General features: G+C 68.6%; 11 protein-coding genes and 1 riboswitch. Of the genes, 7 read left to right on the plus strand and 4 right to left on the minus strand.

The genetic code is table 11. The features are described 5' to 3' along the window. From ACFDSW_RS09940 to ACFDSW_RS09950, 3 genes are all read right to left on the minus strand, one after another. Nucleotides 1-254: EamA family transporter (locus ACFDSW_RS09940; protein WP_375250132.1), on the minus strand; the 254-nt coding region annotated here is incomplete at its 3' end. Nucleotides 255-264: 10 nt separating this feature from the next. Next, on the minus strand, nucleotides 265-1266 hold the full coding sequence (locus ACFDSW_RS09945) for a threonine aldolase family protein (protein WP_375250133.1): 1002 nt from the start codon (nucleotides 1264-1266) through the stop codon (nucleotides 265-267). Between the two features lie 79 nt (nucleotides 1267-1345). Beyond that, entirely contained in the window at nucleotides 1346-3544 is a 2199-nt protein-coding gene (locus tag ACFDSW_RS09950) for a transglycosylase domain-containing protein (protein ID WP_375250141.1), read from the minus strand. A 212-nt stretch (nucleotides 3545-3756) separates the two neighbouring features. Here ACFDSW_RS09950 and ACFDSW_RS09955 point away from each other — a divergent pair, with 212 nt between their 5' ends. The 5 genes from ACFDSW_RS09955 to gcvPB all read left to right on the plus strand — a co-directional run bounded on the left by ACFDSW_RS09955 (nucleotide 3757) and on the right by gcvPB (nucleotide 9833). Next, nucleotides 3757-4947 (plus strand): MFS transporter, encoded by a 1191-nt coding sequence (locus ACFDSW_RS09955; protein ID WP_375250134.1) that lies wholly within the window; start codon nucleotides 3757-3759, stop codon nucleotides 4945-4947. 67 nt (nucleotides 4948-5014) lie between these two features. Continuing rightward, a riboswitch (glycine riboswitch) is annotated at nucleotides 5015-5117 on the plus strand. Nucleotides 5118-5310: 193 nt separating this feature from the next. Then, on the plus strand, nucleotides 5311-6450 hold the full coding sequence (gene gcvT / locus ACFDSW_RS09960) for a glycine cleavage system aminomethyltransferase GcvT (RefSeq protein ID WP_375250142.1): 1140 nt from the start codon (nucleotides 5311-5313) through the stop codon (nucleotides 6448-6450). 1 nt (nucleotide 6451) lies between these two features. After that, complete coding sequence (gene gcvH / locus ACFDSW_RS09965) at nucleotides 6452-6823, plus strand: glycine cleavage system protein GcvH (RefSeq protein ID WP_375250135.1); 372 nt, start codon at nucleotides 6452-6454, stop codon at nucleotides 6821-6823. Nucleotides 6824-6879: 56 nt separating this feature from the next. Further along, the gene (gene gcvPA, locus ACFDSW_RS09970) at nucleotides 6880-8238 is read left to right on the plus strand and encodes an aminomethyl-transferring glycine dehydrogenase subunit GcvPA (RefSeq protein WP_375250136.1); all 1359 of its coding nucleotides are present in this window, start codon (nucleotides 6880-6882) and stop codon (nucleotides 8236-8238) included. Next, nucleotides 8235-9833 (plus strand): aminomethyl-transferring glycine dehydrogenase subunit GcvPB, encoded by a 1599-nt coding sequence (gene gcvPB / locus ACFDSW_RS09975; RefSeq protein WP_375250137.1) that lies wholly within the window; start codon nucleotides 8235-8237, stop codon nucleotides 9831-9833. Before gcvPA ends, gcvPB begins: the two co-directional genes overlap by 4 nt. A gap of 12 nt (nucleotides 9834-9845) precedes the next feature. Here the strand turns inward: gcvPB and ACFDSW_RS09980 are convergent, their stop codons facing one another. Further along, nucleotides 9846-10757, minus strand: a complete 912-nt coding sequence (locus ACFDSW_RS09980; protein WP_375250138.1) for a DMT family transporter — start codon at nucleotides 10755-10757, stop codon at nucleotides 9846-9848. 166 nt (nucleotides 10758-10923) lie between these two features. Between ACFDSW_RS09980 and ACFDSW_RS09985 the strand changes: the two genes are divergently transcribed. Next, nucleotides 10924-12768 (plus strand): M61 family metallopeptidase, encoded by a 1845-nt coding sequence (locus tag ACFDSW_RS09985; RefSeq protein ID WP_375250139.1) that lies wholly within the window; start codon nucleotides 10924-10926, stop codon nucleotides 12766-12768. Nucleotides 12769-12869: 101 nt separating this feature from the next. Beyond that, nucleotides 12870-13834, plus strand: a 965-nt coding sequence (locus ACFDSW_RS09990; protein ID WP_375250140.1) for a PAS domain-containing protein, incomplete at its 3' end; no start/stop codon positions are given.

The following is a 13834-nucleotide window of genomic DNA, read 5'->3' on the forward strand; positions in this document are numbered from 1 at the left end:
ACGAACTGCAACAATCCCAGCGTCGTCGCGAAGACCCAGAAGCCGGGATCGCGCGTCACCGCTTCGCGCCGCACCATGGCCACCGCCTGCAGCACCAGCCCCGCGACGAGGAAGCGATAGGTGACCGACCAGCTCGGTGGCACCACGCCCAGCTGGTCGCGGATGACGATCCACGTCGATCCCCAGATCAGCGTGACGATCGCGAACGGGACCAGCACCGAGGCGCGCGTGCTGTTGGGGCGGGCGTCGCTCATAGCGGATCGCTCACAGCGCCGCGATCGCGTCGGCAAGCGGACGGATCTGCTCTTCGCGCTGGTTCCAGCTGATCACCAGCCGTGCTTCGCCCGGGCCCCAATCGTAGAAGTCGAAGCCCTTGCCGCGCAGCGAGGCGGCTTCGTCCGGCGTCACCCGAAGGAACACCTCGTTGGCGTCGACGGGATGGACCAGCCGCTCGCCCGCGGCCTGCGCCAGCAGGGCGGCGCCGGCATTGCTGGCGCGCGCGCAATCGAGCCACAGGTCGTCGTCGAGCATCGCGAGCAATTGCGCGGCGAGATAGCGTCCCTTGGACAACAAATGCCCCGCGCGCTTGCGGCGGAACAGCGTCGCCTCCGCCAGTTCGGGGCGGAAGAAGATCAGCGCCTCGGCATTCATCCCGCCATTCTTGACGAAGCCGAAGCTGAGCGCGTCGACCCCCGCGCGCCACGTCAGGTCTGCCGGATGCGCCCCCGTCGCGACCACCGCATTGGCGAAGCGCGCGCCGTCGACGTGAAATCCCAGCCCGCGCTCCTTCGCCAGCGCGCCCAGCGCGGCGGTCTCGCCGGGGGAGTAGACGCGGCCATATTCGGTCGCATTGGTGATCGACAAGGCATGCGGCCGTTGCTGGTGCACGTCGTACCGCGCGAGCGACAGCACCGCCCCGGCCGTCTCCGGTGTCATCTTCGCGCCGTCGCCATCCGCCAGCATCAGCTTCGCGCCATGGGTGTAGAATTCGGGCGCGCCGCACTCGTCGTTCTGGATATGCGCATCGCGATGGCACACCACCGCGCCATGCGGCGGGCACAGTGCCGCCAGCGCAAGGCAATTGGCGGCGGTGCCGCTCGGCACCCACAAAGCGCGAACCTCCGTATCGAACAGCGCCGAAAAGCGCGCGTCGAGCCGCTGCGACCAACGGTCGCCATCATAAGCGGTATCGAGTTCGTCCGCCGCCGCGATCGCGCGCAGCACGGCGGGGTGAACGGGGGCGGCATTGTCGGAGAAGAAACGCATCGCCGCGCTGTCGGCGCTGCGCGACGGCGGGTCAATACGGGTCAGCGCCTCGCGTCGTTCCGACGCCCCGTCTCCACGTTCAGAAGGCGTCCGGGTCGGGCCGCGCGGTGCGGTCGTCCGGCGGGGGCTGATCCGGCGCGCCACGATCACGCGGCGGGCGTGGTTCGGGCGGTTCGGGCGGCTCCACCCCCAGCTCGCGCAGCCGGTCGAGCGCATCACCCACCGCCGGCCCGGTGCGATCGATCAAATCGCCGACCTGGTCGCCCATGTCGCCGATCGCATTGTCCACCGGCGCGAACGCTTCGTCCTCGACCGGCGCGACGACGACGGGGATGTCGAGCGCGCTCATCATGAACTGGCGCCAGATCTGCGCCGGAATGCCGCCGCCGTGCAGCCCCGGATTGGGGGTGCTGTCGTCGTTGCCGACCCATACGCCGACCACCAGATTGCCGGCGAAACCGATGAACCAGGCGTCGCGACCGCCCTGGCTGGTGCCGGTCTTGCCGAACGCCTGCACCGGCAGATTGGCATCGCGCCCGGTGCCGCGGATCGACGAGCCGAGCAAGGTGCGCATCTCATCGCGGATCTTCTCCGGCATCGCGGTGTCGCGGCCCGCGATCGCCTCGTACCAGCTGGCGTTGCGATTGCCCTCCACCCCGCGCGGCACCACCGGATAGCGCCCGCTGGCGATCGCGGCATAGGCCGAGGTCAGTTCCAGCAGCGACACTTCCGATGTGCCCAGGCCGATCGTCGCCTCGTTGGCGATCGGCGTGGTGATGCCCAGGTCGCGCGCGGCGCGGATCACGTTGCGGACGCCCACCTCCTGCGTCAGCCGTGCCGCGACGGCGTTGGAGGAACGCGCGAAGGCACGTTGCAGCGTGATCGGGCCGAGGTAGCGACCGTCGTCGTTCTTCGGCTTCCATCCGGCGATCTCGATCGGTGAATCGTCGCGCACCGTGTCCGGGGTCAGCCCGGCGCGCATCGCGGCGAGATAAACGAACAGCTTGAACGTTGAGCCCGGCTGGCGTTTCGCCTGTACGGCGCGGTTGAAGGTGCTGGCGCCATAGTCGCGCCCGCCGACCATCGCGACCACTTCGCCGGTCGGCTTCATCACCACCAGCGCGACCTGGGCCTTACGCAGCCCGGCCTGCCGCGCGACCCGTTCGGCCGTGCGCTGCAACTTGGGGTCGAGCGTGGTGCGCACGGTGGCATCGCGGCCGGCGTCCCCGGCCACTTCGCGTGCGCTGGGCAGCACCCAGTCGGCGAAATAGGTGCCGGTCGGCAGTGTTTCTGGCCGGTCGGACAACACCCGCTGCGGCTGCACCGCGTCCGCTTCGCGCTGCGTCAGGAAGCCGGCGTCGACCATCGCGCCGACGACCACCGCCTGCCGGGCGCGCGCGCCTTTCAGATTGCTGGTCGGAGCCAGTCGCGAAGGCGCCTTGACCAGCCCCGCCAGCATCGCCGCCTGCCCGATGTTGAGCGTCTGCGGCGTGCGCCCGAAATAATGTTTCGACGCGGCGGTGATGCCGTAGACATTGTCGCCAAAATAGACGTTCGAGAGGTAGCGCGACAGGATCTCGTCCTTGGACAGCCATGCCTCCAGCCAGAAGGCGATCATCACCTCCCGCATCTTGCGCGCGGCGGTGCGATCCGAATCGAGGAAGGCGTTCTTTGCCAGCTGCTGGGTGATCGTGCTGCCCCCTTGCCGCACCCCGCCCGAGCCGAGATTGGCCCAGGCGGCGCGCGCGATGCCGCGCGGATCGATACCCCAGTGGGAATAGAAGCGCCGGTCCTCGATCGCGACGAAGGCATTGCGCACATGGGCGGGCAGTGTGGCCGCGTCGACGGGCGCGCCGATGATCGCGCCGCGTCGCGCGATCGGCGTGCCGTCGGCGGCCAGCAGCGTGATCGAGGGCGGGGCGGGGGGCTTCAGCGAGCGTGACAGCGGCGCAGTGACCGCCAGCCAGATCACCGCGAGGACAAACAGCACGATCAGCGCCGCCAGTGCCCGCGATGCCCAGGTCCAGATCCGGCGCGCCGTCCAGCGCGGGCGGGGCGGCTCGAAACCGCCGCCGCCGCCCATCCCGCCATGGTCATGGTCATATCCATGGGGTGGCGGGGCGGCGGGGTGCCAGGCGTCGAAAGACGGCAGCGGCGAGGCAGGCGGTGGCGAGGCCGGCGGTGGGGGGGCGGAAGGCGGCGGCGCGGGCGGCTCCGTCGCGTCGCCACGGGCATGATGATAGCGGACGCGGCCGGCTTCGTAGGGATCGGGGCGCATGGTCAAGGGTGTTTTACTACGATAGAACAGTGTTCGCAAGCGGCGCCCACGGAGGCGAAGGATAGCGCGTGGCCGGCCCGCGCGAAAGATGCCGCATCCGCCCCCGCCGGGCCTTGCCGTGCGTCGCATCGTCGCACGATCGATCGTCACGCCCTTGACGCTGCATCGCAGCATGACCAGCTTTAGCGCTCACGATCATCCATGGGGGACCTATGGCTACCGCCATTGCCAGCCGGTCGCAGGCGCCCGTCGGGCTGATCCATCTGTCGCTTGCGGTGGGCGGCTTTGCGATCGGGACGACCGAATTCGCGACGATGAGCCTGCTGCCCGACATGGCACGCGACCTTAATGTCGACGCGCCGACCGCCGGGCACCTTATCAGCGCCTATGCGCTGGGGGTGGTGGTGGGGGCGCCGCTGCTCGCGGTCGTCGGCGCGCGGATGGCGCGGCGCACGCTGTTGATCGTGTTGATGGGGCTGTTCGCGGTCGGCAACGCCTTGTCCGCCGCCGCGCCCGGCTATGGCGCGATGATGGCGTTCCGCTTCCTCAGCGGCCTGCCGCACGGCGCCTATTTTGGCATCGCCACGCTGGTCGCCGCATCGCTGGTGGACCAGGGGCGGCGGACGCGGGCGGCGGCCCGGGTGCTGCTGGGGCTGACGGTGGCGACGATCGTTGGCGTGCCCGCCGCCAATGCGCTGGGGCAGTTGATCGGGTGGCGCTCATGCTTCGTCATCGTGGCGGCGCGGGCAGCGCTCACCGCGACGCTGGTGGCGCTGTTCGCGCCGCGCGACGCCGCCGATCCGCAGGCGAGCCCGCTGCGCGAGCTGACCGCCCTGAAGCGCCGGCAGGTATGGCTGACGCTGGCGGTTGGCGCGATCGGCTTTGGTGGGCTGTTCGCGGTCTATACCTATCTGGCGGATACGATGCTGGCGGTGACGAAGGTGCCGCAGGCGACGGTGCCGCTGGCACTGGCGGTGTTCGGTGTCGGCATGACCGCGGGCAATCTGATCGTGCCGCGCTTCGCGGATCGCGCGTTGCTGCCCAGCGCGGCGGGGGTATTGGTGTGGAGCGCCGTCGCGCTGGCGCTATGGCCGGTCGCGGCGGGGCATTTGTGGTCGGTGCTGGTGGCGATGTTGCTGATCGGGCTGGGCGGATCGCTGGGTACCGTGTTGCAGACGCGGCTGATGGATGTCGCGGGCGAGGCGCAGGCGCTGGCCGCCGCGCTCAACCATTCCGCCTTCAACACCGCCAACGCACTGGGGCCGTGGCTGGGCGGGCTGGCGATCGCGGCGGGCTACGGCTGGACCTCGACCGGCTGGGTCGGCGCGGCGCTGGCGTTGGCCGGGCTGGCGGTACTGGCGGTGTCGTGGCTGGTCGATCGGGCTGATCGACGGCGGCGCTAACGCGATCCTCGATTGACTCGCGCCCGCCACCTTGTAGAGGCGGCGTGTCGTTGCCGGGCAACCGGCATCAGCCAGCGCGGGAGAGCGCGGCGGGCCTTTCAGGCCGATCGCCGCCGCCGAAGGAGCAACCACCCCGGAATCTCTCAGGTCAAAGGGACCGCGCGGGCGATCGACACTCTGGAAAGCGGCTGCGGGCCCGGCCCGCCGCCCACCGAAGGGGTAACCCGTCTGACGTCGCCTGCGGTAGCGCCGGCCAGGGGCAGGGGAAAGCTCTCAGGTTCCGTGACAGAGGGGGACAGGGATCTTGGGTCGGGCCTGACGCCCGCGCCCCAGCTCCGCCCTCGACGACGGAAGGCCGAAATGATGAGCGATATCGCTGCCGATGACGAACTCGAGCCGATCGAGATCGTGACACTGCCGCTGGATGCCTGGCATCGCGCGCACGGCGGGCGGATGGTCGAATTCGCCGGCTATCACATGCCCGTCCAGTATGAAGGCATCATGGCCGAGCATCTGTGGACGCGCGCGCATGCCGGGCTGTTCGACGTCAGCCATATGGGGCAGTTGACGATCACCGGCGAGGGAGTGGTGCCCGCGCTGGAGGCGCTGATGCCCGCCGACATCGCCGGCCTGACGCTGAACCGCGCGCGATACTCGCTGCTGCTCAACGACGACGGGGGCGTGCTCGACGACCTGATGCTGACGCGGCAGGGCGAGGAGCAGGTGTATATGGTCGTCAACGGCGCGACCAAATATGACGATCTCGCGCATATGATAGAGCGCTTGCCCGACGAGGTGACGCTGAACCTGATGGAGGATCATGCGCTGCTGGCGGTGCAGGGGCCGGAGGCGGTCGCTGCGGTCGCACGCCTGATCCCCGGGGTGGCGGACCTCGTCTTCATGCAGGCCGGCGCGTTCGACTGGAACGGCCACAGGCTGTGGATCAGCCGTTCGGGCTACACCGGCGAGGACGGGGTGGAGATGTCGGTGCCCGCCGAGGCGGCGGAGGCGCTGGCCGACGCGCTGCTCGAACAGCCGGAGGTGAAGCCGATCGGCCTGGGCGCGCGCGATTCGCTGCGGCTGGAGGCGGGCTTGCCGCTCTACGGCCATGATCTTGACCCCGAGACGACCCCGGTGATGGCCGACCTCGGCTTCGCGCTGTTCAAGCGGCGGCGCGAGGCGGCCGATTTCCCCGGCGCGGCGCGCATCCTGGCCGAGCGGGAGCAGGGCGCGGTCACGCGTCGCGTCGGCGTGCTGGTCGAGGGGCGTCAGCCGGTGCGCGAGGGCGCGAGCGTGATCGATGCCGATGGCAGCACGGTCGGCCACGTCACCTCGGGCGGGTTCGCGCCCAGCGTCGGCGCGCCGATCGCCATGGCCTATGTCCCCGGCGCGATGGCTGCGCCGGGCACCGTCCTTCAGCTCGTGCAGCGTGGCAAGGTTCATCAAGGAACCGTGACCGCGATGCCGTTCGTTCCCCACCGCTACTTCCGAGGAGTGAAGTAAGATGAGCCGTTATTTCACCGAGGACCACGAATGGATCGACGTCGACGGGGACGTCGGCACGGTCGGTATCTCCGATTATGCGCAGAGCCAGCTGGGTGACATCGTGTTCGTCGAGGTGCCCGACGAAGGCCGTCAGATCGCCAAGGGCGACGAGGCGGCGGTGGTCGAGAGCGTGAAGGCCGCGTCGGACGTCTATGCCCCGGTATCGGGCACCGTCGTCACCGGCAACGCGGCGTTGGCCGACGATCCGTCGCTGGTCAATTCGGACCCCGAGGGCGAGGGCTGGTTCTTCAAGCTGACGCTGTCGGATACGAGCGAGCTCGACGCGCTGATGGACGAAGCCGCCTACGCCGCGTTCGTCGCCAAGCTTTAATTCCTCACCACCGCCCCGGCCTGCGCCGGGGGGGACGGCCCGATCGAAAGACCGTCATGCGTTACCTGCCGCTTACACCTGCCGACCGGGCCGACATGCTGTCGGTGATCGGCGCGTCCTCGATCGACGATCTGTTCGTCGACGTGCCCGAAGCCGCGCGCCTTGACGGCCCGGTCGAGGGGCTGCCGTCGCACGCCAGCGAACTGGCGGTCGAACGGCACATGACCGCGCTGGCACGCCGGAACGTCGTGGCCGGCGAGGTGCCGTTCTTCCTGGGGTGCGGCGCGTATCGGCACCATGTGCCCGCATCGGTCGATCATCTGATCCAGCGCGGCGAGTTTCTGACCGCCTATACGCCCTATCAGCCGGAAATCGCGCAGGGCACGCTGCAGATGCTGTTCGAGTTCCAGACGCAGGTCGCGCGCCTGCTCGGCACCGATGTGGCGAATGCCAGCATGTACGACGGCTCGACCGCCTGCTGGGAAGCGATCGGCATGGCGCGACGCATCACGCGGCGGGGCAAGGCGATCCTGTCGGGCGGCCTGCACCCGCATTACGTCTCGGTCGCCAGGACGATGGCGACCTATACCGGCGACGCGCTGGAAACCTCGCTGCCGACGCTGGGCGCGGAGACCGACATCGACGCGCTGATCGCGGCGATCGATGACGACACCAGCTGCGTCGTCGTCCAATATCCCGATATCCTCGGCCGGATCGCCGACCTGACCCCGCTGGCGGATGCCTGCCACGCGAGGAAGGCGCTGCTGATCGCGGTCGTCACCGAGCCAGTGGCGCTTGGCGCGATCCGCAGCCCGGGCGAAATGGATGCGGATATCGTCGTCGGCGAGGGGCAGTCGATCGGCGTCGGGCTGCAGTTCGGAGGGCCCTATGTCGGGCTGATGGGCTGCAAGGACAAATATATCCGCCAGATGCCGGGGCGTTTCTGCGGCGAGACGGTGGACGCGGACGGCAAGCGCGGCTTCGTGCTGACGCTGTCGACGCGCGAGCAGCATATCCGCCGCGAAAAGGCGACCAGCAACATCTGCACCAATTCGGGGCTCTGCGCGCTGGCCTTCTCGATCCACATGACGTTGCTGGGCGAGGCGGGGTTGCGCCGGTTGGCGGCGATCAACCATGCGCAGGCGTGCCGCACCGCGGATCGCCTGGCGCGGGTGCCGGGTGTGCGCCTGGTCAACGACACGTTCTTCAACGAATTCACCATCGACCTGGGCAAGGAGGCGCGTCCGATCGTGCGGACGCTGGCCGACCGTGGCGTGCTGGCGGGTGTGTCGCTGGGGCGGCTCTATCCGGGCGAGGATGCGCTCGCCAACGGACTGGTCGTGGCGGTGACCGAAACCGTGACGGACGAGGATATCGAGGCGCTGGCGACCGCGCTGCAGGAGGTGCTGGCATGACGATCAATCAGAGCGGCTGGAAGCCCGTGTCGCCCGAGGCGAAGGACGGCGGCGCGCCGGCGACGTTCACCGGCAATCGCGCGCTGATGCTCGAAGAGCCACTGATCTTCGAGATCGGCGATACGCGCACGACCGGCGTCGATTTCGCCGAGGGCGATGTCGCGGGCTCGCGGCTGGGCGCACTGACGCGCAAGAACCCGATCGGTCTGGCCGGCCTGTCGGAGCCGGAGACGATGCGTCATTACACCCGTCTGTCGCGCCAGAATTACGCGATCGACCTTGGTCTGTTTCCGCTCGGATCGTGCACCATGAAGCACAATCCGCGTCTCAACGAGCGGATCGCGCGGTTGCCCGGTTTCGCCGACGTCCATCCGCTCCAGCCGGTCGACACGGTGCAGGGCGCGCTGGGCGTCATCAACGAACTGGCGCACTGGCTGATCGCGTTGACCGGGATGCATGGCGTCGCGATGAGCCCGAAGGCGGGCGCGCATGGCGAATTGTGCGGCATCCTGTGCATCAAGGCGGCGCTGGAGAAGCGCGGTGAGGGCCATCGCAAGGTGGTGCTGGTGCCCGAGAGCGCGCATGGCACCAATCCGGCGACCGCGGCCTTTGCTGGCTTCAGCGTCGAGGACATTCCCGCAACGCCCGAGGGCCGCGTCGACCTGGACGCCCTGACCGCGCGGCTGGGGCCGGACGTGGCGGCGGTGATGATCACCAATCCCAACACCTGCGGCCTGTTCGAACGCGATCTGAAGAAGATCAGCGACGCGGTGCATGCGGCGGGCGCCTACGTTTATTGCGACGGCGCCAATTTCAACGCGATCGTCGGCCGGGTGAGGCCGGGCGACCTGGGCGTCGATGCGATGCACATCAACCTGCACAAGACCTTCTCGACCCCGCATGGCGGCGGCGGGCCGGGGTCGGGGCCGGTGGTGCTGTCGGAGGCGTTGTCGCCGTTCGCGCCGCTGCCCTATACCGCGCGGACGAAGGACGGGTATGTCCATCTGATCGAGGAAGAGCGCGCCGAGGAATTCTCGAACGAGCATTTCGGCGGGCGCCTTGACAGCTTCGGCCGGATGACGGCGTTCCACGGCCAGATGGGTATGTTCACCCGCGCGCTGACCTATATCCTCAGCCATGGCGCCGACGGTCTCAAGCAGGTCGCGGAGGATGCGGTGCTCAACGCCAATTACATCCTGCGCAGCCTGGAGGACACGCTGGATGCGCCGTTCGCGAAGAGCGGGCCGTGCATGCACGAGGCGATTTTCAGCGACGCGGGTCTGGCGGACGGCTTCTCGACGATCGACATCGCCAAGGCGCTGATCGACGAGGGCTTCCATCCGATGACCATGTATTTCCCGCTGGTCGTCCATGGCGCGATGCTGGTCGAGCCGACCGAGACCGAATCGAAGGCGGGGATCGACCAGTTCATCGGCGCGCTGCGGTCGGTGGCGGAGCGTGCCAAGGCAGGCGATCGGAGCCTGAAGACCGCTCCGCATTTCGCCCCCCGCGCGCGCCTCGACGAGACGCTCGCGGCGAGAAAGCCGGTGCTGGTGTGGAAGGAAAGCCCGGCCGTTGCCGCCGCGGCGGAATGAGGGGCGCGGAGGTTACGCGATGCCGCTGGTGATCGCCTGCCGCGTTTCCTCCCGCCGGCGGACATGCTCGCGCCAGACGATGTAGAGGCCGCTGGCGATGATGATCGGCGCGCCCAGCCATGTCGTCTCCGCGGGTAGCCGGTCGAATACCCACCAGCCGAGCAAGGTCGCCCAGATCAGCGATGTATAATCCATCGGCACCACCGTGGAGACCGGGCCGAACTTGAGCGATGTGGTCATCGCTATCTGTCCGGCACCGCCAAACAGCCCGACGCCCAGCAGGATCGCCCAGACGGTCACGGGATGCGGTTGCGCGGTGAACATATAGATCAGGCCCAGCGGGACCAGCGACAGCGTCGAGAACCAGAAGACCGTCGTCAACGGCTGCTCGGTCTTGCCGATCGTGCGCAGCAGGATCGAAATCGTCGCCGTGCCCACCGCCGCCGACAGCCCGGTGGCGATTCCCACCGCCGGGATCGCATGCCCGCCGCCGCCGGGGCGCGTCACCACCAGCACCCCGGCAAAGCCGATCGCGACCGCCGCCCAGCGCCGCCAGCCGGTCGGCTCCTTGAGTATTAGCGCGCCGAGGATGGTGGCGAAGATCGGCATCGAGAATCCGATCGTCGTCGCTTCCGCCAGCGGCAATACCGTCAGCGTATAGAAGGTGAACGCCATCGTGATCAGCCCGATCGTCGCGCGCAGCACATGCGCACCGATCCGCCGGGTGGCGAGGCTGGCGAAGCCCGGCCCCGAGGCGATCACCGCCGCCACCAGCATGCCCGCCCCCGCCTGCCGCCAGAACAGGATTTCCGGCAGCGCGGCGCCGCTCTGTTCCGCCAATTTGATGCCGACGTTCATCAGCGCGAAGAACGCCACCGATGATAGCCGCAAGGCGACGGCGAGCAGGATACGGTCCGATGCCACCGGCCGGTCTTAGGGATGGTGGCGCGATGACGCTACCGGGTTGCGCGTCGCCGCAGATCGGCCGCAATCGATCGGGGCCGCGCACTTTCGCCAGCCGATTGAGTGGCTTGACAATAGGATCGCGGGCGCGTGCTGCTGCACCGGCAACGACAGCGACGGGATATCGATGAAGCGGATCGGCATGGGGGCAGCGGCGTGGCTGGCGGTTCTGGGCTCGGACGGGATGGCGCAACAGCGGCCCCCGGTGGACGCGCCGGTTCGTTATGAGATCGGCTTCCCCGATGCCGCGCATCACGAGGCGCGCATCACCGCGATCTGGCGTGGCGTGCCGGCGGGGCCGTTGCGGGTGCAGATGTCCCGCTCGTCGCCGGGGCGCTATGCGCTCCACGAATTCGCCAAGAACGTCTATGATGTGTCGGCCACAGACGGCGCGGGACGTGCGCTGCCGCTTGATCGCAGCGATCCCTATGGCTGGACGGTCAGCAGCGGCCACGACGGCATCGTGCGGGTCAGCTACACGCTGTTCGGCGATCGCGGCGACGGCACCTATGCCCAGATCGACGCCACCCACGCGCACCTCAACATGCCCGCGACGATCCTATGGGCGGTCGGCTATGACGATGCCCCGATCGAGCTGCGCTTCACCCCCGCCGACGCCGCGTGGAAGGTGACGACGTCATTGCCCGAAGCGGGCGCGCCGTTCAGCTATCGCGCGTGCAACCTGCAAGCCTTGATGGACAGCCCGGTGGAATTGTCGGATCATCTCGTTCGCGCATGGCCGGTATCCGATGGCGAGCGGCGCTATACGATCCGGCTGGCGGTGCATCATTCCGGCGATGCGGCGGCGGTGGATCGGCTGGCGGGGCAGGTGAAGGCGCTGATCCAGCAGCATCACGCGCTGTTCGGGGAGTGGCCGCGCTTCGACGACGGCACCTATACCTTTATCGCCGATTATCTTCCGCAGATCAGCGGCGATGGCATGGAGCACCGCAACTCGACCATCGTGACCGGCAGCGCGCCGCTCGACGGCACCAATGCCGACCAGCTCGATACGATCGCGCACGAGTTCATCCACGCCTGGAATGTGGAACGGCTGCGTCCGGCGGGGCTTGAGCCGTTCGATTTCATACGAGCGAACACCACCCCGTCGCTGTGGCTGGCCGAAGGATTCACCAGCTATCTGGGGCCGCTGATGTTGCGGCGCGCGGGGCTGACCAAGGACGACGCCTTCCTGGCCACGCTGTCACCGATGGTCGACCTGATCGAAAATGCCCCCGCGCGTGCCATCGCCGGGCCGCGGGAGATGAGCATCCGCGCACCCTTCGCCGATGCCGCGACGTCGATCGATCCGGTCAGCCCAAGGGTCTATGTCTCTTATTATCCCTATGGCGCGGTGATCGCGCTGGCACTCGACCTGTCGATCCGGCAGCGCTTTCCGGGCAAGTCGCTCGACGATTACATGCGCTCGTTGTGGCGCATATATGGGCGGACCGAGCGGCCGTATCACCCCGATGACCTGCGCGCCGCGCTGGCGGAGGTGACCGGCGACCGGGCTTTCGCGGAGCGATTCTTTGCCACGGCGATCGCGGGGCATGCGTTGCCCGATCTGGCGCCGTTGCTGGCCCAGGCCGGGTTCGTGCTGGCGCCGGCCGCGCCGCAGGCGGGCTGGCTCGGCGCGCGGCGCGTGAGCGTTGCCGGCCGGACGGTGACGCTGGCAGAGGCGCCGAGCCCGGGATCGCCGCTTTATCTGGCGGGTCTGGACCGGGGCGACCGGATCGTGTCGATCGACAATGCGACGGTCTCCAGTGCCGCCGCCTGGAACACGCGGTTGTCGCGCCTGTCGCCCGGCACGACGATCAGCGTCCGGTTCGTGCAGCGTGGCCGCGAAGGCAGCGCGCGGCTGGTCGCGATCGCCGACCCGACGCTGCGGATCACCCGCATCGAGGCGCACGGCGGCACGTTGTCGCCAGCGCAAGAAGCCTTTCGTCGTGAGTGGCTTAGTGCCAAATAGCGACAGTCTGGCAGGTATCGCCACGCTATCGTGTGCCATTGATTGACACAGGACGCGACACGGCGCACTCCGGTGGTATGACGACCAGACAATCGCGTAATGTGTCGCTGACCCCGGAGCTGGATGCGTTCATCGGCGAGGCGATGGCATCGGGAGATTATGGCAATGCCAGCGAAGTGGTGCGTACTGCGCTGAAGCTGCTGCGCGAGCGTGGCGCGCCACCGCGGCACACGCCTTTTCCGGTGGGCGGCGGTGAGACCGGGGAGATGGTGCGGCGCTTCGACTGGGGGCGCACCTCGCTGGGGCCGATCGATGGCTGGTCGCGCGAGATGCGGGCGACGGTGTCGAACGTCGTCAATTCGCCGGTGCCCAAGGTGTTGATGTGGGGGCCGGACCACATCATGATCTATAACGACGCCTATAGCGTGATCGCCGGCGGAAATCACCCGCGTGCACTAGGCGGGACGACGGCGGCGGTCTGGCCCGAGATCTGGGACTGGAACCGCGCGATCCTGGAGCGCGGCTTCGCGGGGGAGACGGTCGACTATCGCGATCAGCCGATGACGCTGCTGCGGGGCGGTGCCGCGGAGGAGCTGTTCTTCGACCTGTTCTACACCCCCGTTTACGAGGCGGAGGGGCATGTCGGCGGGGTGCTGTGCACCGTCATCGACAATACCGCGCGACTGCTGCTGGAGCGGCGACTGGCTGGCCAGGCCGAGGCGCTGGCGTCCGCCAATGCGCGCTTCCGCGCGGCGATGGAGGCGATGCACGGCGTATTGTGGACCAACGACGCCGATGGCCGGATGGTGGGCGAGCAGCCCGGCTGGGCGCTGCTGACCGGGCAGGGGGAAGCGGAATACAGCGGCTACGGCTGGGCGGATGCGGTCCACCCCGACGATGCCGCGCCGACGATCGCGGCGTGGGAGCGCGCGGTGGCGACCAAGTCGACCTTCGTGTTCGAGCATCGCGTGCGACGTCATTGCGGAACGTGGCGGACCTTCGCGATCCGCGGCGTGCCGCTGATCGGCGACGCGGGCGAGATCGTCGAATGGGTTGGCGTGCACAG

Origin of the sequence: Sphingomonas sp. (assembly GCF_042091075.1) — a bacterium.
Classification (GTDB): Bacteria; Pseudomonadota; Alphaproteobacteria; order Sphingomonadales; family Sphingomonadaceae; genus Sphingomonas.

Coding starts and splice junctions, on each gene's coding strand:
- ACFDSW_RS09945 (WP_375250133.1), bottom strand. CDS start 1,266: ATGCGTTTCTTCTCCGACAATGCCGCCCCCGTTCACCCCGCCGTGCTG.
- ACFDSW_RS09950 (WP_375250141.1), bottom strand. CDS start 3,544: ATGCGCCCCGATCCCTACGAAGCCGGCCGCGTCCGCTATCATCATGCC.
- ACFDSW_RS09955 (WP_375250134.1), top strand. CDS start 3,757: ATGGCTACCGCCATTGCCAGCCGGTCGCAGGCGCCCGTCGGGCTGATC.
- gcvT (WP_375250142.1), top strand. CDS start 5,311: ATGAGCGATATCGCTGCCGATGACGAACTCGAGCCGATCGAGATCGTG.
- gcvH (WP_375250135.1), top strand. CDS start 6,452: ATGAGCCGTTATTTCACCGAGGACCACGAATGGATCGACGTCGACGGG.
- gcvPA (WP_375250136.1), top strand. CDS start 6,880: ATGCGTTACCTGCCGCTTACACCTGCCGACCGGGCCGACATGCTGTCG.
- gcvPB (WP_375250137.1), top strand. CDS start 8,235: ATGACGATCAATCAGAGCGGCTGGAAGCCCGTGTCGCCCGAGGCGAAG.
- ACFDSW_RS09985 (WP_375250139.1), top strand. CDS start 10,924: ATGAAGCGGATCGGCATGGGGGCAGCGGCGTGGCTGGCGGTTCTGGGC.